The 20,115-nt window shown below is 70.2% G+C and carries 18 protein-coding genes; 12 read left to right on the forward strand and 6 right to left on the reverse strand.

All coding sequences use genetic code 11. The annotated features are described in order from the left end of the window. Positions 1-5: 5 nt before the first annotated feature. From ACFXOO_RS03930 to ACFXOO_RS03945, 4 genes are read right to left on the reverse strand one after another with little or no spacing between them, the layout of a single operon-like run. On the reverse strand, positions 6-854 hold the full coding sequence (locus ACFXOO_RS03930; protein ID WP_378838265.1) for an ABC transporter permease: 849 nt from the start codon (positions 852-854) through the stop codon (positions 6-8). Next, positions 841-1,809 carry an ABC transporter ATP-binding protein gene (locus ACFXOO_RS03935; protein WP_378838267.1) on the reverse strand — a complete coding sequence of 323 codons (969 nt, stop codon included), beginning with the start codon at positions 1,807-1,809 and terminating at the stop codon, positions 841-843. The genes ACFXOO_RS03930 and ACFXOO_RS03935 overlap by 14 nt, the downstream gene beginning before the upstream one ends. A 10-nt stretch (positions 1,810-1,819) precedes the next feature. Then, positions 1,820-2,989 (reverse strand): outer membrane lipoprotein carrier protein LolA, encoded by a 1,170-nt coding sequence (locus ACFXOO_RS03940; RefSeq protein ID WP_394562829.1) that lies wholly within the window; start codon positions 2,987-2,989, stop codon positions 1,820-1,822. A gap of 2 nt (positions 2,990-2,991) precedes the next feature. Further along, positions 2,992-3,963, reverse strand: coding sequence for a pentapeptide repeat-containing protein (locus tag ACFXOO_RS03945; protein ID WP_394563195.1), 972 nt, complete (start codon positions 3,961-3,963; stop codon positions 2,992-2,994). On the opposite strand from ACFXOO_RS03945, the gene mfd reads away from it, so the two are divergent. From mfd to ACFXOO_RS03965, 4 genes are read left to right on the forward strand one after another with little or no spacing between them, the layout of a single operon-like run. After that, entirely contained in the window at positions 3,886-7,536 is a 3,651-nt protein-coding gene (gene mfd / locus ACFXOO_RS03950) for a transcription-repair coupling factor (protein WP_378838274.1), read from the forward strand. The genes ACFXOO_RS03945 and mfd overlap by 78 nt on opposite strands. Then, positions 7,533-8,177 (forward strand): trimeric intracellular cation channel family protein, encoded by a 645-nt coding sequence (locus ACFXOO_RS03955; RefSeq protein WP_394562830.1) that lies wholly within the window; start codon positions 7,533-7,535, stop codon positions 8,175-8,177. The genes mfd and ACFXOO_RS03955 overlap by 4 nt, the downstream gene beginning before the upstream one ends. A gap of 21 nt (positions 8,178-8,198) precedes the next feature. Next, positions 8,199-8,351, forward strand: a complete 153-nt coding sequence (locus ACFXOO_RS03960; RefSeq protein ID WP_394562831.1) for a hypothetical protein — start codon at positions 8,199-8,201, stop codon at positions 8,349-8,351. Between the two features lie 49 nt (positions 8,352-8,400). Continuing rightward, positions 8,401-9,000 carry a gamma carbonic anhydrase family protein gene (locus ACFXOO_RS03965; RefSeq protein WP_394562832.1) on the forward strand — a complete coding sequence of 200 codons (600 nt, stop codon included), beginning with the start codon at positions 8,401-8,403 and terminating at the stop codon, positions 8,998-9,000. Between the two features lie 31 nt (positions 9,001-9,031). Here ACFXOO_RS03965 and ACFXOO_RS03970 read toward each other — a convergent pair whose 3' ends face one another. After that, positions 9,032-9,256, reverse strand: coding sequence for a hypothetical protein (locus ACFXOO_RS03970; RefSeq protein ID WP_394562833.1), 225 nt, complete (start codon positions 9,254-9,256; stop codon positions 9,032-9,034). A 50-nt stretch (positions 9,257-9,306) separates the two neighbouring features. Then, positions 9,307-11,982 carry a phosphoenolpyruvate carboxylase gene (locus ACFXOO_RS03975; protein ID WP_394562834.1) on the reverse strand — a complete coding sequence of 892 codons (2,676 nt, stop codon included), beginning with the start codon at positions 11,980-11,982 and terminating at the stop codon, positions 9,307-9,309. A 142-nt stretch (positions 11,983-12,124) separates the two neighbouring features. On the opposite strand from ACFXOO_RS03975, the gene nhaA reads away from it, so the two are divergent. From nhaA to ACFXOO_RS04015, 8 genes are all read left to right on the forward strand, one after another. After that, positions 12,125-13,291, forward strand: a complete 1,167-nt coding sequence (gene nhaA / locus ACFXOO_RS03980) for a Na+/H+ antiporter NhaA (protein WP_394562835.1) — start codon at positions 12,125-12,127, stop codon at positions 13,289-13,291. Continuing rightward, positions 13,288-13,977, forward strand: a complete 690-nt coding sequence (locus ACFXOO_RS03985) for a MazG family protein (protein WP_378851266.1) — start codon at positions 13,288-13,290, stop codon at positions 13,975-13,977. The genes nhaA and ACFXOO_RS03985 overlap by 4 nt, the downstream gene beginning before the upstream one ends. Before the next feature lie 54 nt (positions 13,978-14,031). Further along, positions 14,032-15,300 carry a histidine--tRNA ligase gene (gene hisS, locus ACFXOO_RS03990; RefSeq protein ID WP_378838645.1) on the forward strand — a complete coding sequence of 423 codons (1,269 nt, stop codon included), beginning with the start codon at positions 14,032-14,034 and terminating at the stop codon, positions 15,298-15,300. A gap of 246 nt (positions 15,301-15,546) precedes the next feature. Beyond that, positions 15,547-16,236, forward strand: a complete 690-nt coding sequence (locus ACFXOO_RS03995) for an O-methyltransferase (RefSeq protein ID WP_378838292.1) — start codon at positions 15,547-15,549, stop codon at positions 16,234-16,236. Between the two features lie 57 nt (positions 16,237-16,293). Beyond that, positions 16,294-17,574 (forward strand): phosphopyruvate hydratase, encoded by a 1,281-nt coding sequence (eno, locus tag ACFXOO_RS04000; RefSeq protein WP_378838295.1) that lies wholly within the window; start codon positions 16,294-16,296, stop codon positions 17,572-17,574. A 34-nt stretch (positions 17,575-17,608) separates the two neighbouring features. After that, positions 17,609-18,163, forward strand: coding sequence for a septum formation initiator family protein (locus ACFXOO_RS04005; RefSeq protein WP_394562836.1), 555 nt, complete (start codon positions 17,609-17,611; stop codon positions 18,161-18,163). A gap of 56 nt (positions 18,164-18,219) precedes the next feature. Next, entirely contained in the window at positions 18,220-18,738 is a 519-nt protein-coding gene (locus ACFXOO_RS04010; protein WP_378851261.1) for a DUF501 domain-containing protein, read from the forward strand. Then, complete coding sequence (locus ACFXOO_RS04015) at positions 18,735-20,108, forward strand: S8 family serine peptidase (protein ID WP_378851258.1); 1,374 nt, start codon at positions 18,735-18,737, stop codon at positions 20,106-20,108. Before ACFXOO_RS04010 ends, ACFXOO_RS04015 begins: the two co-directional genes overlap by 4 nt. Positions 20,109-20,115: the final 7 nt, after the last annotated feature.

A 20,115-nucleotide genomic window follows, 5' to 3' on the forward strand; every position in this document is an offset into this window, starting at 1 on the left:
CTCCGCTAGGACAGCACGTCGCGCGTCGTGAACCGCAGCACCGCGGCCGCGCCGAAGACCGCGATGTACGCCGCCTGCAATCCGGCGTTGCCGACGAACGAGTCCCAGACCACGGGTGCGCGCAACAGGTCGCCGAAATCGAGCCATCGATCGGTGAACAGGAACGGATGCAGCGCCGAGAGCTGCGGGATCGCCCCGGCGATCTGCGACGCCACGGCGAGGATGGCGGTCGCGGCCATCGCACCGACCGGCACCGTGGTGAGCGTCGAGAGGAAGAGACCGATCGCCGAAAGACCCAGGAGAGATACGGTCACGTACGCGGCGATGCCCAAGAACCGCAGCAGCCCCTCTCCCACCGACACCTCCGTCCCGGAGACGAGCGTCACCGGTCCGATCGGGAACAGGGCCCACCCCACGACCGTGCCGGCGATGACCAGGGTGAGCGATGCGGCGAGGCAGAAGGCCGCGGCGGCGAGGTACTTCACCAGCAGCAGCCGCACACGACCTGCCGGCGCGATCAGCAGATAGCGCAGGGTGCCGTGGCTCGCCTCACCGGCGATCGCGTCTCCCGCGGTCACGCTGATGGTCAGAGGGAGGAACAGCGGGATCGCGACGGTCGTGGCGGCGACGCCGACGAACAGCCCGTTGTTCGTGATCTGGTCGAGGAACGCCGGGCCGCGCCCTGCGCTCGTGCCCCCCGCGATCCGCAGCGCCACGCCGAGGAGGATCGGGATGAGCGCGAGCGCTCCGAGCATGGCCCACGTGCGCGACCTCCGGAAGAGCGTCGCGAGTTCGTTGCCCAGGAGCCTCGTCGTTCCGCCCGATCGCGTGCGGAGAGGTTCAGGCGACGACATCGAAGCCCTCACCGGTGAGTTCCACGAAGCGCTGTTCGAGGCTGACACCCTCGAGCGCGAAGCCGCGCACGCGGACCCCGGCCGACACCAGGGCAGCGACGACCGCCTCCGGCTCGGGGGCCGCGGTCGGGTCCACGATGGTGGCGAGGACCGTATCGAGATCGGATGCCGCGTGCTCGGAGGTCACGTCGAGCCCGAGCCCGACCAGCACGGCATGGGCGGTGGCGAGGTCCGGTGTCTGCACGCGGATGCGCGGTCGTCCCCCTGCCTGTCGGAACTGCTCGAGCGTGCCCTGCGCGACGAGGGAGCCCGCGCTCATGACGGCGAGGTGCGTGCACAGCTGCTCGACTTCGGCCAGGAGATGGCTGGAGACGAACACGGTGGTGCCGTCGGCGGCCAGCGAGCGCACCAGGGCTCGCACCTCTCGCGTGCCCTGCGGGTCGAGTCCGTTGGTGGGCTCGTCCAGGATCAGCAGCTCGCGCGGCGCGAGCAGGGCGTTCGCCAGGCCCAGTCGCTGCTTCATCCCGAGCGAGTACGCATGCGCCTTCTTGTGCGACGCCGAGGTCAGCCCGACCCGGTCGAGGGCATCGGCGACGCGGCGGTCGCGCGTCGAGGCATCCGCATGGCGGTCGGCGGCATCGAGGCGCTTCAGGTTCGCAACGCCCGAGAGGTAGGGCGAGAAGGCGGGGCCCTCCACCAGTGCCCCGACGCGGGGCAGTACGCGATCCAGCGCGCGGGGCATCGCCGACCCGAGGAGTCGAGCTTCTCCGGACGTGGGCCGCACCAGCCCCAGGAGCATCCGGATGGTGGTGGTCTTCCCCGAGCCGTTGGGACCGAGGAAGCCGAACACCGAGCCGCGCGGAACACGAAGATCGATGCCCGCGACGGCGGTCTGGCGGCGGAATCGCTTCGTCAGACCGTCCGTCTCGATCGCGAACTCGTCGAGCACGGACACCCGCGGTCCGTCAGCGGCCGGAGCCGGCGGCGTCCACGAGACGTTCCACGGGCACCGCTCCCGCGAGGATCCGGCCGTCGTCGGTGATCAGCACCGTCAGCAGTGCGGTCTCGAACGCCCGGCCGCCCGTCACCGGGGTGGTCACGGTGTCGACGAGCTGCCGCTGTTCGGCGCTCAGCCGGTCGAGCGCACTGCCGTCTGCCGGAGCTCCGACTTCGATGACGGTCGACCAGTCGTCGCCGATGACGGTGGGTGCCGCGGCATCCGCTGTCCCGCCTTCGGCCTCCGCATCCGCGCGCCATCGCTCGACCTGAACGGCCGTGGGCAGCGTGATCTCCTTCTCCGTCACCGTGAGCTGGGCGCTCGGCGTGAACGAGAGGTCGGCAGGATCCGGTGCCGCGAAGGACACATCGGTGAAGGCCACCTGGAACGCAGGCTGGTCGGCGCCCCGGGCGGTGACGGATGCCGCGAGTGCTGTCCCGTTCTCGCCATCGATCGCGAACCGGACGCTGCCGACCAGGGTGCTGTCGGATCGCGGCGTCAGGACGAGCTCGTACGCATCACGGCCCGCCACCCGCCCGTCGGTTCCCACGGTCACATCGGTGCTCTCATCGAGATCGGCGAGCGCTCGCTCGAGCATCGCCTCCGGGGTCGGCAGTTCCGACCCGGCATCGGCGGGGGGCGCGGGCTTCTCGAGCGCCGCGCGGTCGGGCAGCGACACGCGCGTGGCCGTCTGCGACTCCGAGTCGACGAACCACCCGGTGGCCGCGTCGGCGTCCACGTAGATGTTGCGCTCGGCGAGATCGTCCAGCACCTGCAGACGCGCACGGTCCTGATCGAGGTAGACACGTGCCGAGTACGAACCGGTGGCCAGTGCGAGGAGATCCTCGGTCGTCGTCGCCTCGCTCGTCGGCGCCTCGGACGATCCGCTCCCGCCCAGGAGGGCGGACAGATCGGGGATACCCAGATCGGAGGTCTGCTCGAGGGTGCCGCTGAGCTGGTCGACGTGCTCCGATTGGACGAACGCCAGGAGTTCCTGAGGGGTCTTGTCGGGAAGATCGACGGCGCCGACGGCCTGCATCGGCACCAGGATCACGGCGGCTATGGCGACGGGGACGGCGACAGCAGGAATCGCGATGAAGAGGCGACGACCGGGGCGCCCAGATGTTCGTGGGCTCATCTTCACATCGTACGCTCACGGGGCGATCTCCGGGCGGGAGCCGTGCGCGTCCCGCCCGACGGCTCGCGAGGTCGAGCTCCGTTCGTCAGGTCATCAGGCCGAGCTTCGCGGCCTCGCCGGCGAGGGCCACGAAGAACACGATGTAGAGGGTGACGCTGAAGACGACGGGCGCGATGACACCGACCGCGATCGCGGCGATACCGTACGCGCGTCCGCGGCGCTTGACCGTCGCGAAGATGCCCTGCACGATCCCCCAGATGCCGAGCGCGGTACCCACCCAGAACGCGACCTCGACCAGGAGGACGGAACCGCGAACGGATGACAGGATGCTCCAGTCCCACAAGCTCGATGACATCGTCGACGTGAGCTGCGGTGCGACACCTGCTCCGATGTCGGCGGTGGCGATCGCACCGACGACGGTGCACAGCACGAGGGCCGCCGTCGCCGCGATCAGGGCGACGATGCCCAGCGTGGCGGAACCGGCAGGGGTCGGTTCGGGACGGAAAGCACCGCCGCTCGGTGCGCTGTAGGGCGCGGCGAACGCCGGTGCACCGGGGTTCTGTGCGGCGTAGCCGGGTGCCGCGTAGCCGGGTGCGGCGTAGCCGGGTGCGGCGTAGCCGGGTGCGGCGTAGCCGGGTGCGGCGTAGCCGGGTGCGGCGTAGCCGGGTGCGGCGTAGCCGGGTGCGGCGTAGCCGGGTGCCGAGGGTGCGCTGTACACGGGAGTACCGTGCGGGTGACCTGCGGGCGGGGTCGGCGGGACGGATGGCGCAGCGGGCGGCGTGGGAGGCATTGGCGGTGCGGTCGAGGCCGGCGGAGGGGAGGGGACAGCGGGATCCTGGTCGCTCACTCCGCCATCCTACGAGTCGGGTGTCCCAGACTCGCCGTAGACTCGTCCGGTGACAGTTCCCGGGATCGTCCGCGCCCTCGAGCGTGCGGAATCGTTCGCGGATGCCGCATCCGCAGCTCCCATCGATGCGGAGTTCTCCCTCGCCGAGGGGCTGGACGCCCCGCTCCTGGCTGCTCTCGTGGAACGGCGCCGGTCCGCCGGCCGCGGCGGCGTCCTGCTGGTCGTCACGCCGACGGGTCGTCGCGCCGAGTCCCTCGGCCCGGCGCTGGCGGCCGTGCTGCCGGGCGCGAGCTCGATCCACTTCCCCGCGTGGGAGACCCTCCCGCACGAACGGCTCAGCCCGAGCACCGAGACGGTCGGGCAGCGACTGGACGCCCTTCGGCGCGTCGCCGAGTGGGACGGCGACGCCCCGCTCGTGATCACCGCGTCCGTGCGCGCCGCCCTTCAGCCGCTCGCCGGCGGTCTGCTGGATCTGCCGCCCATCGTCCTGACGATGGGCGGACGGGGCGAAGAGCTCGAGGGCGTCATCGAGCGACTCGTCGAGCTCGCCTACCTGCGCGTCGACATGGTGTCGCGCCGCGGCGAGTTCGCCGTGCGCGGCGGCATCCTCGACGTCTTCCCCGCCGTCGCCGACCACCCCTACCGCATCGAGTTCTTCGGAGACGAGGTCGATCAGATCCGGGCGTTCTCGGTCGCCGATCAGCGCTCGCTGTCCGGCGATGTGCCGACCGTGCACATCTCGCCGAGTCGCGAGCTGCTGCTGACGGCGTCGGTGCGCGAACGCGCGCGCGAGCTGATTCCCCGGTTCCCCGGCATCCGGGGCATGCTCGAGAAGATGAGCGAGGGCATCCCCGTGGAGGGGATGGAGTCGCTGACGCCGGCCGTGGTCGACGAGGTCGTCACCCTGGTGGACTATCTGCCGCGGGGTTCCGCCGTCGCGCTCGTCGATCCTGAGCGATCCGTGACCCGCGCGCGGACGCTCAGCGACACGAACCGCGAATTCCTCGAAGCCGCGTGGAACGCGGCGACGGCGGGAGCGCAGACGCCGGTCGACCTGGGAGCGGGCGACTTCGTGACGCTCCCTCGACTGCGGGAGGCCGCGCATTCCCGCGACGGCGTCTGGTGGACGCTCAGCGCCTTCGACTCCGGCGCCGCCGACAGCCTGGCCGAGGGACTGCTCGATCCCGACATCGACGTCGCCCTCGAAGCCGCGCGCGTGATCCGCGTGCCGGGAACCAGCGTGCCGTCGTTCCAGGGCAACATCGACGGCGCGACCGCGCACGTCGGCGAGCTCCTCGCCGACGGCTGGAGCGTCGTCGTCGCCGCCTCGGGCACCGGCCTCGTGGAGCGAGCGCGCGACGTCCTCGCCGAGCGCGGCATCGCCGCACGGATGGTCGACGCCGTGCTCGTCCCCCCGGAGCCCGGAGTGGCGCACATCGTCGTGAGCGACCTCGAGCGCGGATTCGAGGTGCGCGACGCCAAGCTCGCCGTGCTCACCGAGACGGAGTTCTACGGGCGCACGATCGGCAGCGACTCGCGCGTGGTGAAGAAGCTCGCGTCACGGCGGCGCAACGTCGTGGACCCGCTGCAGCTCAAGCCCGGCGATTTCGTCGTGCACTCCACGCACGGCATCGGTCGGTTCGTCGAGATGACGCAGCGCGAAGTGTCCAGCGGCGGGCGAAACGCCGTGAAGACCGTGCGAGAGTACCTGGCCCTCGAATACGCGCCCTCCAAGCGGGGCTACCCCGGCGACAAGCTCTTCGTCCCCACCGACCAGCTCGACCTCCTCTCGCGCTACGTGGGCGGCGAGGCGCCCGTGCTGTCGAAGATGGGCGGCAGCGATTGGGCGCAGGCGAAGGGCCGGGCGCGCAAGGCCGTCCGCGACATCGCCGTCGAGCTCGTGAAGCTCTACTCCGCACGGATGGCGTCGAAGGGGCACGCCTTCGGACCCGACACCCCCTGGCAGCGCGAGTTGGAGGAGGCCTTCCCGTTCGCCGAGACCCTCGACCAGCTCCAGACGATCGACGAGATCAAGGCCGACATGGAGAAGCCGATCCCGATGGATCGACTGCTGTCGGGGGATGTGGGCTTCGGCAAGACCGAGGTGGCGGTGCGCGCCGCGTTCAAGGCGATCCAGGACGGTAAGCAGGTGGCGATGCTGGTGCCGACGACCCTCCTCGTCAAGCAGCACATCGAGACGTTCACCGAGCGCTTCGCCGGATTCCCGGTGAAGGTCAAGGCCCTCTCGCGCTTCCAGAGTGACAAAGAAGCACGTGAGACGCTCGCCGGCATCACCGACGGCACGGTCGACATGGTCATCGGCACGCACCGCATCCTCACCGAAGGGGTGATCTTCAAGGATCTCGGGCTGATGATCATCGACGAGGAGCAGCGCTTCGGCGTCGAGCACAAGGACAAGCTAAAGAAGCTCAAGACGAACGTCGACATCCTCGCGATGAGCGCCACCCCGATCCCGCGGACGCTCGAGATGGCCGTCACCGGCATCCGGGAGATGTCGACGCTCGCGACGCCGCCCGAAGACCGGCATCCGATTCTGTCGTACGTCGGCCCGCGCAACGAGAAGCAGATCGCCGCAGCCATCCGCCGCGAGCTGCTCCGCGAGGGACAGGTGTTCTACGTGCACAACCGGGTGCAGTCGATCCAGCGGGTCGCCGCCGAGCTCGCCGAGCTCGTGCCCGAAGCCCGTGTGGCGGTCGCCCACGGGCAGATGGGCGAGCACGCCCTCGAGAACGTGGTCGACGACTTCTGGGAGCGCCGGGCCGATGTGCTCGTGTCGACGACCATCATCGAGACCGGCCTCGACATCGCGAACGCGAACACGATCATCATCGATCGCGCGGACAAGTACGGACTGTCGCAGTTGCACCAGCTGCGGGGCCGGGTCGGACGTGCACGCGAGCGCGCGTACGCGTACTTCCTCTACGACGACATGAAGCCGCTCTCCGAGCTCGCCGCCGACCGGCTCGAGACGATCGCGGTGAACAACGAACTGGGCAGCGGGATGCAGGTCGCGCTCAAAGACCTCGAGATCCGCGGGGCGGGCAACCTGCTCGGCGCAGAACAGGCCGGGCACATCGCCGGTGTCGGGTTCGATCTGTATCTGCGCATGATCGGCGAAGCCGTGGCCACGTTCCGCGGCGAGGACACCGATTCCGCGGCGGAGCTGCGCCTCGAACTACCGGTCGACGCCCGCATCCCGGAGTCGTACATCGACAGCGAGCGGCTGCGCCTCGAGGCCTACCAGAAGCTGTCGGCCGCGGCATCCGCCACCGCCAAGCCGGATGCCCTCGATCTCGTCGTCGAAGAGCTGCGAGACCGGTACGGCGACCTTCCGCGCGAAGTCGAAGGCCTCCTCGCCGTGGCCCGCCTCCGCCGGCGTGCGGCTCGCGCGGGTCTCGAGGACGTCGTGGCGATGGGCCCCAACCTGCGTATCGCTCCGGCCAATCTGCCCGACTCGCTCAAGGTGCGGCTGCAGCGACTGCACCCGAAGGCCAAGCTGGTCGCCAGTGGCGAGGCACTCGTCATCCCGCTGCCGACGGCCGGCGGCGAACGTCTGGAGGATGCCGCGCTGATCGCGTGGGTGGCACAGCTCCTGGATCAGTTGTTCCCCGACCCGAAGCCCGAAGGCGGCACGGCCGACCCGTCTTCCGCGCCTGCCACCGCTCCGAGCACGCAGTGAGCGACGTGCCCGGCGATCTGCGTCCGAGGCTGAGCACACGGGCCTTCAACGCCATCGACATCGCGGCCACGGCGCTCTTCGGCATCGAGGGGGCCGCGGCCGCGGCGCATGCCGGTCTCGACCTGCTCGGCGTGGTCGTCGTCGGCTTCATCGTCGCGCTGATGGGCGGCATCATCCGCGACGTGCTCCTCGGAGACCTGCCGCCCGCGGCGCTGCGCACGCCGAGCCGCATCGCGACCGCCTTGGTCGCGGCGGTCGCGACCTTCGTGCTCGTCGGGGTGATCGACGTCATCCCTCCGCTGCTGCTGTCGACGCTGGATGCCGCGGGCCTGGCACTCTTCGCGGTCACCGGGGCGCAGAAGGCCTATGAGCACGGCTCGAATCTGTGGGTGATCTCGATCCTGGGCACCGTCGCGGCGACCGGGGGAGGAGTCGTCCGAGACGTCATCCTCGATCGCACGCCGTACGTGCTGTCCGAGAGCATCTACGGGACCGCGGCGCTCGCAGGTGCCGTCGTCACCGGCGTCCTGCTCGTCGTGACGCGCCGCCCCCGGCTGGCGCTGTGGGTCGGGTTCGGGGTGGCGTTCGCCCTCCGGATGGGGGCGGTGGCGTTCGGGTGGGTGCTTCCTCGGCTCACCTGACCTGCGTGCTATGTTGCCCGGATGACCACGCCACCGAGCGGATCAGTCGACGTCTCCGCGTCGACCGAGCAGGGTCACCGACGGTGGACGAGGGCGGCCGCCCTCCTCGTGCCGGCGATCTGGCTCGCGATGAGCGGTCACTCCAACCCGCCCGGGCACGTGAACGCGGCCTGAGGCTCCGGCACCGCGTGGTGCAGGAATCGCCCGCACGAAAGGATCGGCCATGCTGTACGAGCACCTCGGGGCGACGCCTCGCATCCACGCCGACGCGGTCATCTCCCCGACGGCGGTCATCAGCGGAGATGTGACGATCGGCGCCGACACGCAGGTTCTGCACGGCGCCGTGATCACCGCCGAGGGCGGTGCCATCACGATCGGCGCGAACTCGATCGTGATGGAGAACGCGCTCGTCCGCTCGACGCCGGCGAACTCCGTGCGCGTCGGTGATCACACCCTGGTCGGGCCGATGGCGAGCGTGTCGGGCGCGACGATCGGAGACGAGGTCTTCCTCGCCACCGGAACGCGGGTCTTCAACGGCGCGCGGATCGGCGAGCGGAGCGAGGTGCGCATCAACGCGGTCGTGCACCTGCGCACCCACCTGGCTCCGGAGACCGTGGTGCCGATCGGATGGGTCGCGGTCGGCGACCCCGTGCAGATCCTGCCGCCGGATGCCGCGGACGAGATCTGGAAGGCTCAGCGTGACCTCGACTTCCCCGGCTACGTGTTCGGACTCGATCGCGAGACACCCGACCTCATGGTGCAGTTGACCGAGCGGTACGGCCGCAGCCTGGCGCGCCACGCTGATGACCGTCGCGTGGATTGACCGACCGGGCGCGCGAGCGAAGGCGGAACGCTCAACTCCAGTGCGCCCCGCAGTCGCGGCATCCGAACTCCAGTCCCTCGACATGCGACGCGACGTGCTCATGGAGCTCATCGCGCCTGTCGAATCCGACCGTGAACCACTGCGGCTCGACGGCGCGCACGTCGAGCGACCCGCACTCCGCGCACACTTCGGCCGTGACGGTGTGCCCCGGGTGCGCGACGGCGCTCATCGTCTGTGGCGTGACCTGCTGATCCATGGCGCCCACGGTAGCCTCGCGCCGCCTCGACGGGCCGGAGACGCGCGGGGTCACCCGGTGTTCTGCAGGCCTGCGGCCACTCCGCTCACCGACAGCAGCAGGAGACGCTGCTGCTCCGGGTCGGGCGTCGTCTGCTCGGCGGGGGCGTCACGAAGAGCCTTCAACGCGCGCAGCTGCAGCAGCGACAGCGCGTCGACGTAGGGGCTGCGCATCTTGACGGCACGCTGCAGGATGGCCTTGTTCTGCAGGAGATCGCCGCCGCCCGTGATGCGGATCACCCAGGTGCGGGTCAGCTCCATCTCGTCCATCACCAGGTCCGCGAGGTCGTCCCGGTCGCCGAGGTCCAGGTAGCGGCGCGCGATGCGCGCATCGGCCTTCGCCAGGCTCATGGCGACGTTGTCGATCATCGTACGGAAGAGGGGCCAGTCGCTGTAGGCGCGGGTGAGTCGCTCGACGTCGCCGACGGACTCCAGCGCCGTGCCGAGACCGAACCAGCCGGCGAGGTTGATGCGCGCCTGCGTCCACGCGAAGACCCAGGGGATCGCTCGCAGGTCTTCGAGGGACTCGACCGACAGCCCTCGGCGTGCGGGACGGGACCCGAGCGCCAGCAGGCCGACCTCCTCCATGGGGGTGACGCGGGCGAACCACGAGGCGAAGCCGGGCGCTTTCACGAGGTCGAAGAAGCGCCGGCGGGATGCCTCGTCCATCGTCGAGGCGACGTCGGCGTAGTCGGCGGCCGCCGTGCTGTTGCGCCTCTCGATCGACGGCGCGGACGCCATGAGCACCGCCGCCGCCACCTGATCGATGTGCCGCATCGCGATGGCGGGGTCACCGTAGCGCGCGAAGATGACTTCGCCCTGCTCCGTGAGCTTGAAGCGCCCGTCGACGGAGTGCGGGGGCTGCGCCAGAACGGCGGAGTTCGCGGGACCGCCGCCGCGCCCGAGCGCTCCGCCGCGCCCGTGGAAGAGCGTGAGCTCGATCGCGTTCTCCTCCGCCCAGGCCGAGATCTCCGCCTGCGCGACGTAGAGTGCGAGGTTCGCAGCGACGGGACCGACATCCTTCGACGAGTCCGAATAGCCGAGCATGACCTCGAGGCGCCGGCCGGTGCTTTCCAGGCGCGCGGCGAACTCCGGGTGCTCGACGATCTCGCGGAGGATCGCCGGGGCCGCCTGCAGGTCGGCGAACGTCTCGAAGAGGGGGACGACGTCCAGCACGGGGGGCGTGCCGTCGGCACCCGCGGCGTATGCGGCCAGACGATGCACGTTCGCCAGGTCCTGCGCCGACTGGGTGAACGACACGACGTAGCGTCCGGCCGCGCGTGGACCGAAGCGCTTCTGGATGTATGCGACCGCCCGGAAGACGTCGAGCACCTCCTCGGTGAGCTCGCTGCGTTCTCCGCCGGCATCGAGCTCGGCCAGGACCTTGGCGTGCACGGCGGAGTGCTGCCGCACTTCGAGCTCGGTGAGGTGGAAGCCGAATGTCTGCACCTGCCAGATGAGCTGCTGCAGGTGGCCGTACGCCTGGCGTGCGGCACCCGCCTGCGCGATCGAGGACTGCACGACGGTGAGGTCGGCGAGCAGCTCGTCAGGAACGCCGTAGGCGAGGTCCGCGTCGCGCAGGCGGGTCGCGGCGATCTTGCGTCCGATCAGCAGAAGCACCCGGCGGTGCGGCTCGTTGGGCGACCGCTTGGCGATCTCCGCCGCAGCCTCGTCGTCGGCGGACTTCAGCCGCCGCCAGAGGGCCAGCAGCGCATCGCTCGGGGGAGTGGTGACGGCATCCAGGGTGAGGCCGCGTCCGATGCGGCTCGTCGCCCGCTCCAGGCCCAGCAGCACGTGCTCGCTGGCGATCGCGGCCGCCTTCCGCGTGACGGATGCGGTCACGAAGGGGTTGCCGTCGCGGTCGCCGCCCACCCACGAGCCGATGCGCACGAAGGGCTGCACCACGGGTGGCCGCCAGCCCGCAGCCGGGCCCTGCAGGGCATCGTCGACCCGGCGGTAGACGTGCGGCACCGCGGTGAAGAGGGTCTCGTCGAACACCGCCATGATGGCTCGCACCTCGTCGGTGGGCGAGGGCTTCTCCGAGCGGAGGGGCGCCGTCCGCCAGAGGATGTCGATCTCCTCCAGCATCCTCCGCTCGGCGCGACGTCGATCGGCCCCGCCCTGCAGCGAGCTCTCGTGCTCGTCGAGGAGCTCCGCGAGGCGTCGGATGCTGGAGGACACCGCGCGACGGCGGGCCTCGGTCGGGTGCGCGGTGAAGACCGGGTGGAAGCGCAACCCGCGCAGGCGCTCGAGCGCGGTGTCGTCGCCGACCTCCGCGGCCAGGCGAACGAAGGCGGCGGCGACCGAGTCCGACGCGTTCTCCTTGTCGGGGCGCCCGTCGCGTTCGCGCAGCACGCGGACACGCTGGTGCTCCTCGGTCAGGTTGACGAGGTGGAAGTAGGCGGTGAACGCGCGGGCGACCTCGTCGGCCCGGGCGACCGTGAAGGAGTCGGCGATGTCCGCGGCCCGCTCGAACGCCTCGGAGGTCTCATCGGTGTAGGCGTGGATGGTGGCGGTGCGCAGTCTTTCGACGTCGTCGAACAAGCCGGGGGAGCCGCTCTCGCGCAGCACCTGGCCGAGGAGAGAGCCGAGCATGCGCACGTTGGATCTCATCTGCTCGGGAATCTCTTGACCGGCCTCGAATCGTCCGACGAGATCGATGGCTTCGGTCTGGGTGAGCTCGCGCATCCCGCAAATCTATCGGGACGGTGTTTCCGAGAAGTGACATCGTGACGCTCGGTAACATGGACGGCGGAGTGCCGGGAAGTCTGGTCGGCGTCGGCGATCGTCGCCGTCTGGATCGGGCGTCATGCCCCGCCGGAAAGGTTCCATGTCCCTGCTGCGCTCCGCACGATTCCCCGCGATACTGCTGCTGCTCGCCGCCGTGGTCGGCCTGGCGGTGGCCAACAGTCCGATCGGTGCGGCCGTCATCGATGTCTCCCACGCCCATCTGGGCGTGCCGGGGTCGATCATCGATCTGTCGCTCGCGCACTGGGTGTCGGATGGCCTGCTGGTGATCTTCTTCTTCGTCGTGTCGGTCGAGCTGCAGTTCGAGCTGACGCGGGGAGAGCTGCGCAGCTTCAGCCGCGCCGTGCAGCCGGCCATCGCCGCGGCGGGCGGGGTGATCGTGCCCATCGCGGTGTACCTCGCGTTCACTGCAGGGACCGATGTGGCCGAAGGCTGGCCGATCCCCACCGCGACCGACATCGCGTTCGCCCTCGGAGTGCTCGCGGTCTTCGGCCGCGGCCTCCCCTCTGCGGTGCGCGTGTTCCTCCTCGCGCTCGCGATCCTCGACGACATCGTCGGCATCGTCTTCATCGCGGTGCTCTTCGCCACGGATGTGAACGTGTGGATGCTGGTGGGAGCGCTTGTGGCGGTCATCGCGTTCGCCGTCCTGAGTCGCAATCTCGACACGCGCGGGCGTCCGCTCGTGATCTCGCTCATGGTCGTGCTCGCCGTCCTCACGTGGGTGCTCGTGCTCGGATCGGGGGTGCACGCGACGATCGCGGGTGTCGTCCTGGGCCTCGCGATGTCGCAGAGCCCGGCGCTGCGCGTGCGACACGCCATCGAGCCGTGGGTGAACGCGATCGTGCTGCCGGTCTTCGCCTTCACCGCGGCGCTGGTCGTGATCCCGTCTCTCGGTATCGGCGAGCTCTCGCCCGCCTTCTGGGGGATCCTGATCGCCCTTCCGGTGGGGAAGATCATCGGCATCGCCGGGGCGGGCTGGCTGGCTCAGCGCTTCGGAAGCGGCGGCCACCCGAAGATCGCCTTCGCCGATCTGCTGGCCGCGGGCGCCCTGGGCGGCATCGGATTCACGGTGTCGCTCCTGCTGGCGAATCTCGCGTTCGCAGATAGCGCGGCCGTGCGCGATGAGGCGATTCTGGGCGTGCTCGGCGGATCCCTCATCTCTCTCGCCCTCGCGGCGGTGCTGGTGTCGTGGCGGGCCCGCCACCATCGCCGCAGCACTCAGCCGACGGATGTGCCGGTGCCGGCATGACGCAGGATCACGAGGACGCGCACGCCGACCGGCGACCGGACGCGTTGCGGGAAGCCGCCGAGACGATGCGCGCGGTGCGCGATCGCTGTGTGTGGACGCAGCAGATCGACCATCGCGAGCTCGTCCCCTACCTGATCGAGGAGAGCAGCGAGCTGGTCGACGCGGTCGAGACGGGCGACCGAGCGGAACTGCGCGAAGAACTGGGCGACCTGCTGTGGCAGGTGCTGTTCCACGCCGAGATCGCCTCCCGCGACGGCGACGACCCGTTCGACATCGACGATGTGGCCCGCGGGCTCACCGAGAAGATGATCCGCCGGCATCCGCACGTCTTCGCCGGAGAGATCGCCGAGACGCCTGATCAGGTGCTCGTCCTGTGGAACGCGGCGAAGTCCGCGGAGAAGCATCAGCGCACGAGTGTGCTCGACGGCGTGTCGACGCACATGCCGTCTCTGGCGCTCGCGCAGAAGATGCTCGGCAAGGCGCGCCAGGTCGACGCGCTGCCCGACGGCGCTCCGCCCGACGCCGTCGCGCCGAACGGAGTCGCGCCGCGCGACGAGGCTGAGCTCGGCGATGCGCTCCTCGCCCTCGTGGCGCAGGCGCGCGCTCGCGGGTGGGACGCCGAGCGGGCGCTCCGCGAGCGTCTGCGCACCCTGGACCGGCAGATCCGTGACGCCGAGGTGGGCTGACCTCGCGCCACCTGGAACAATGGGGACGTGGCATCCGTGAACCCGCCGCGCGGCATGCGCGACTTCCTCCCCGCCGAGAAGGCCCGCCGCGAGCGCGTCCTCGCCGTGATCCGTGAGCGCTATCGGGCGCACGGCTTCGACGAGATCGAGACGCCCGTCCTGGAGGATTACGCCCGGCTGCACTCCGGGCTCGGCGGCGACAACGAGAAGCTCGCCTACAACGTCCTCAAGCGCGGTCTCGACGCCGAGGCGATCCGCGCGGCATCCGACGACACCGCGGCGCTCGCCGACCTCGGCCTGCGGTACGACCTGACCGTGCCCCTCGCCCGGTTCTATGCGACCCACCGCAGCGAGCTGCCCACCGTCTTCCGGGCGATCCAGGCGGCACCGGTGTGGCGGGCCGAGCGGCCGCAGAAGGGGCGCTACCGACAGTTCGTCCAGTGCGACATCGACATCATCGGCGATGCGTCCATCCGCGCCGAGGCCGAACTGATCGTCGCCACCCTGGACGCCGTCGATGCGCTCGGGCTTTCGGATGCGACGGTGCGCATCAACGATCGCCGGGCGCTGGACGCCATGCTCGACGCGTTCGGCTTCACGCGAGACGAACGGCCGAGCGTGCTCATCACGATCGACAAGCTCGACAAGATCGGGCCCGACGGCGTGGTGGCCGAACTCGCGGAGCGGGGCGCGACGACAGCGGCGGTCGAGGCCTTCCGTTCGTTTCTGGTGCGGCCTCAGACGCTCGAGTACACCCCCTACGGCGAGCGACAGATCCGCAAGGCGCTGCCCGACGGCGTTCCCGACGAGGTCATCTCCGATCTGGTCGGCATCGGGGAGGCCGTCGCATCCGCGCGTCCGACCGCGTCCCCCGACGGACCGCCGTTGCGGTTCGATCCGTTCCTCGTCCGCGGGATGGGCTACTACACCGGCACGATCTTCGAACTCGCCCACCCCGATGTCACCTACTCCCTCGGTGGCGGTGGTCGGTACGACGGCATGATCGGACGTTTCCTCGGGGCGGACGTACCGGCGGTGGGATTCTCGATCGGTTTCGAACGGGTGGTCGATCTGCTGCAGAGCACCGAGACGGATGCCGCGGCATCCGTCGTCCTCCTCCACGATGCCGACGTCGCCCTGGGCGATCTGCTCGCGCTCAAGGCGGCGCTGGTGGCGGAGGGCACGCGCGTGCGGCTGGAACGCCGCACGAAGAACGTCAAGGCCGTCCTCGATCGAGCGACCGGCGACGGGTTCACCTCGTTCGCCATGGTCGGCCCCACCACGACGAGGGAGACGCTCGACATCAAGGTGCTCGGCTCGTAGCCTCACCGCGGTCGGGCCCGCCGGGGCGGAGCCACTTCTGCCGCTGCCTCTGCCGCGCCTGAGACCGCGCAAACGGCCGGTCTCTCCGGTCGCGTCCACGGCCGCGTCCAAGGCCGCGCGAACGGTCGCGACATGCCGTGAGGCGCCGCGCTCGGTGATGGGCGCGCGGCGTGTCGCGACCGTTCGCCGGGCACGGGGCGCGCGCCGACCCTTGACCGGTGCGACGGCGCACGTGAGGGTGGAGGCATGGGCGAGCCGATTCCGACACCGGAGGCCTGGCGACGCGTCGACGGCTACCTGACGAACCTCCTGATCGGCAGCGACGAGGCGCTCGAGGCGGCGATCGCAGATCAGCACGCGGCGGGGATGCCCGCCATCGAGGTCGCCCCCGTGCACGGGAAGCTCCTGCACCTGCTCGTGCGCATCAGCGGCGCCCGGCGGGTGCTCGAGGTCGGGACGCTCGGCGCCTACTCGACCATCTGGATGGCGCGCGCCCTCCCCGACGGAGGAAAGGTCGTCACCATCGAGGCCGAACCGCAGAACGCGGAGGTCGCCCGTCGCAATCTGGACCGCGCCGGTGTGGGGGACAGGGTGACGATCCTGACCGGGCGTGCTGCCGACGTCCTGCCCACTCTCGACGGCTCCGAGCCGTTCGATTTCGTCTTCATCGACGCCGACAAGGAGTCGAACACCGTGTATCTCGATTGGGCGGCCCGCCTGGGCCGCCCTGGCACCGTCGTCGTCGTCGACAACATCGGCCGGTCCGGCGAGGTCGCCAACCCGGCCTCGACGGCATCAGGGGTGATCGGCACGCAGCGCGGGCTCGAGATGCTCGGCCGCGATCCCCGGTTCGATGCCACCGCTCTGCAGACGCTCGACCTGAAGGGCTGGGACGGCATCGGTCTCGCGGTCGTGACGGGCGCGTCGATAGACTGACCGACGGACCGACGTCGCTCCATCCGCAACACCTCTTCACCAGCAAGGAGCATTCCTGTGGCACTCATCGAGGCAGTAGGCGCACGCGAGATTCTCGATTCGCGCGGCAACCCGACCGTGGAAGTGGAGGTGCTCCTGGACGACGGAATCGTCCAGCGTGCCGCGGTTCCCTCCGGCGCATCCACCGGCGCCTTCGAAGCGTACGAACTGCGCGACGGCGACAAGTCCCGCTACGGCGGAAAAGGCGTCCTGAAGGCGGTCGCGGCCGTCATCGACGAGCTCGGACCCGCCCTCGAGGGTGTCGAGGCCAGCGAGCAGCGCATCGTCGACCAGATCCTGATCGAGACCGACGGCACCGAGAACAAGTCGCGTTCGGGCGCGAACGCCATCCTCGGAGTGAGCCTCGCCGTCGCCAAGGCGGCGGCCGACAGCGCCGACCTCCCCCTCTTCCGCTACCTCGGTGGCCCGAACGCGCACGTCCTGCCCGTCCCGCTCTTCAACGTCATCAACGGCGGATCCCACGCCGACAACGGCATCGACATGCAGGAGTTCTTCCTCGCGCCGATCGGCGCGTCGAGCTTCTCAGAGGCCCTCCAGTGGGGTGCGCAGACCTACCACGTGCTGCACAGCGAGCTGAAGGCCGCGGGCTACGCGACCGGACTGGGCGACGAGGGCGGCTTCGCCCCCGATCTCCCGAGCAACCGCGAGGGTCTCGACTTCCTGGTCAAGGCGATCGAGAAGGCCGGTTTCACCCCCGGCACCCAGATTGCGCTCGGGCTCGACGTCGCCGCCACCGAGTTCTTCGACAACGGCACGTACCGCTTCGAGGGCAAGGACTGGTCGGCGGACGAGCTGACCGACTACTACGTCGACCTCGTCGACGCGTTCCCGATCGTCACGATCGAGGACGCGCTGGCCGAGGATGACTGGGACGCGTGGAAGACGCTCACGGAGAAGCTCGGCACGAAGACGCAGCTGGTCGGGGACGACCTGTTCGTCACCAACCCGGTGCGGCTCAAGAAGGGCATCGAGCTCGGCGTCGCGAACTCCCTGCTCGTCAAGGTCAACCAGATCGGCACGCTCTCCGAGACGCTCGATGCCGTCGACATGGCGACTCGCGCCGGATACACGTCGATGTTCTCGCACCGCTCGGGCGAGACCGAGGACACCACGATCGCCGACCTCGTGGTCGCCACCAACTCGGGTCAGATCAAGAGCGGCGCGCCCGCTCGCAGCGAGCGCGTCGCGAAATACAATCAACTTCTGCGTATCGAGGAAGAGCTGGGCGACGCGGCGGAGTTCATCGGCCGCGCGGCATTCCCGAGGTACAAGGGCTAGGCGCGTAACGCGCGCATCGTAAGGAGGGGGAGCCGTGGCAGCCAAGACGGCTCCCCCTTCTGGCGCCCGCGCCGGCGCGACGTCCCGGCGCACGCGCGACCCGGCGGCCAGGCGCTCGGTGGACGTGCGCGAGTGGCTCGGCGGAATCCGCCTGTCCGGCTTCATGGTGATCATGATGGGCCTCGTGGTGCTCGCCGCCTTCGTGCTCGTGCCCACGATCGGCACCTATGTCGATCAGCGGCAGCAGATCGCCGCGATGGAAGAGGCGGTGACGCTCACGACGGACCAGGTCGCCGACCTCGAGGCGCAACGCGACCGCTCGCGTGACCCCGCGTACATCAACACACAGGCGCGGGAGCGGCTGTACTACACCAAGCCCGGCGAAGTCTTCTACCTCGTGATCGACGATCTCACTGCGGCGCAGGCTCCGCAGGAGCAGGCGGATGTCAGCGCCGACGTGGCGCAGACCCCCACTGATTGGATGACGCAGCTCGTCCGGTCGGTGACCGAGGCGGGCCTCGCCCAGAGCGCGACCACGCCGACGATCGGTGTGCCCGATCCGGCACCCTCGAGCGGGCCGTCACCCTGAGGGGCCGCACCTCCGCAGCCCCGCGTCGATTCACTCGGCCCCGGTAATCTGGAAGGGTGACCACCCCGCCGTTTCCGCCCGTGACCGACGATGACCTCGCCGTGCTGCGCGCTCAACTGGGACGGCCCGCGCGGGGGGTGATCGGCATCGCCGCCCGCTGCGTGTGCGGGAACCCGACGGTGGTGGCGACCTCCCCACGTCTGCCGGACGGCACCCCGTTCCCCACGTTCTACTACCTCACGCACCCGGCCGCGACCTCGGCGATGTCCACTCTCGAAGCCGAGCACGTGATGACCGATCTCACGGCCCTCCTGTCCGACGACGCCGACGTCGCGACCGAGTACCGCAGCGCACATGAGGCGTACCTCCGCGACCGGGCGGCGTACGGCGATGTGGCGGAGATCGCCGGTATCTCGGCGGGCGGCATGCCGACGCGGGTCAAGTGTCTGCATGCCCTCGCCGGCCATGCGCTGGCGGCAGGTCCCGGCGTGAATCCGATCGGTGACCGCGCTCTGGAACTGTCGTCGTGGTCGCCCACCCGGTGCGTCTGCGCCGTCCCCGGGGGACCCGGATGACGCATCGGGTCGCGGCGGCCCTCGTTCTCGCGGCCGTCCTCGGTGTCGCCTCGGTGCCCGGAGCCGCACTCGCATCATGGCCGGGCGCGCCGGCATCGCCGAGCACGCCGTCGCCGACTGCGGCGGCGTCGGATGCGATCGAAGCGGCAGCCGCTCCGCAGCCCACTCCCGCGCCCACACCGCGCGCCGATCCGACCAGGGCCGCCGAGTACTGGCTGGACGACTACGGCATCCGCAAGGCCTGGGAGACGACCAAGGGTGCCGGCATCCGGATCGCCATCATCGACACGGGCATCGGCAAGGGGCCGGTCGAGTTCGCCGGGGCCGTCGTCGACGGCACGGACGTCTCGGGCGCCGGCACACCGGACGGTCGGACACCCGTGGGCGTCATCGACGCCAACCACGGCAGCTGGGTGGGGTCTCTGGCGGCCGCGCGCGGCACCGGGGCGGATACCGGGATGATCGGCGTGGCGCCCGAGGCCGAACTGCTGTCGATCTCCGTCGGCTTCGGCACGTCGGCGAACGTGTCGTTCGTCGACCAGGTCGCCGAGGCCGTGCGGTGGTCGGTCGACAACGGCGCGGACGTGATCAACCTGTCCTTCACCACCAACACGCCCGATTGGGACGAAAGCTGGGACGGCGCATTCGAGTACGCCTTCGACCAGGACGTGGTCATCGTGGTGGCAGCCGGCAACCGCGGCAGCGGCACCACCAAGGTCGGCGCGCCGGCGACCATCCCCGGGGTGCTCACCGTGGCGGGCGTGGATCCGCAGGGGCGAGCCAGCGTCGAGGCGTCCACCCAGGGCATCACGATCGGGGTATCGGCTCCGAGCGAGAATCTGCTGGGGGTGTCCCCGGACGGACAGGTCGTGCAATGGAGCGGCACGAGCGGGGCTGCGCCCATCGTGGCCGGCATCGCCGCGCTGGTGAGGTCGGCGCACCCCGAGCTCAACGCCGCGAGTGTCATCAACCGCATCATCCGCACCGCCCGTCCGGCCGCGCAGGCGGTCTCGGTGCCGGGACCGCTGTACGGGTACGGACTGGTGGATGCCGCGGCCGCCGTCACCTCGAGCATCGCGCCCGTCTCGGTCAATCCGATGGGGAGCCTTGCCGACTGGATCACGCTGTACCGACGGGCGGCGGTGGAACCCGCGCCCGCGCCGACCGCCGAAGTGACGATTCCGCCGTTGCCGCGCGCGGACGAGCCGAGCCGTCAGACGAATCCGCTGCTGCCCACCGGCGATACGCTTCTCTACGGCAGTCTTCCGCTGATCGGCGTGACCCTCAGCGGTATACTGGTGGCGCTCGGCGTCACCGCAGCTGTCCGACGCATCCGATCGTCGCGCGCCTCCCGTGCGTCGAGCAGTTGATCCGCTA

The organism is Microbacterium sp. P03 (genome assembly GCF_043556235.1).
GTDB lineage: Bacteria > Actinomycetota > Actinomycetes > Actinomycetales > Microbacteriaceae > Microbacterium.

What these genes read in the sequence shown, in the direction of transcription:
- ACFXOO_RS03930 (WP_378838265.1), bottom strand. Translation starts at nt 854, where the DNA reads ATGTCGTCGCCTGAACCTCTCCGCACGCGATCGGGCGGAACGACGAGG.
- ACFXOO_RS03940 (WP_394562829.1), bottom strand. Translation starts at nt 2,989, where the DNA reads ATGAGCCCACGAACATCTGGGCGCCCCGGTCGTCGCCTCTTCATCGCG.
- ACFXOO_RS03960 (WP_394562831.1), top strand. Translation starts at nt 8,199, where the DNA reads ATGACCACGCCACCGAGCGGATCAGTCGACGTCTCCGCGTCGACCGAG.
- ACFXOO_RS03965 (WP_394562832.1), top strand. Translation starts at nt 8,401, where the DNA reads ATGCTGTACGAGCACCTCGGGGCGACGCCTCGCATCCACGCCGACGCG.
- ACFXOO_RS03970 (WP_394562833.1), bottom strand. Translation starts at nt 9,256, where the DNA reads ATGGATCAGCAGGTCACGCCACAGACGATGAGCGCCGTCGCGCACCCG.
- ACFXOO_RS03975 (WP_394562834.1), bottom strand. Translation starts at nt 11,982, where the DNA reads ATGCGCGAGCTCACCCAGACCGAAGCCATCGATCTCGTCGGACGATTC.
- nhaA (WP_394562835.1), top strand. Translation starts at nt 12,125, where the DNA reads ATGTCCCTGCTGCGCTCCGCACGATTCCCCGCGATACTGCTGCTGCTC.
- ACFXOO_RS03985 (WP_378851266.1), top strand. Translation starts at nt 13,288, where the DNA reads ATGACGCAGGATCACGAGGACGCGCACGCCGACCGGCGACCGGACGCG.
- hisS (WP_378838645.1), top strand. Translation starts at nt 14,032, where the DNA reads ATGCGCGACTTCCTCCCCGCCGAGAAGGCCCGCCGCGAGCGCGTCCTC.
- ACFXOO_RS03995 (WP_378838292.1), top strand. Translation starts at nt 15,547, where the DNA reads ATGGGCGAGCCGATTCCGACACCGGAGGCCTGGCGACGCGTCGACGGC.
- ACFXOO_RS04015 (WP_378851258.1), top strand. Translation starts at nt 18,735, where the DNA reads ATGACGCATCGGGTCGCGGCGGCCCTCGTTCTCGCGGCCGTCCTCGGT.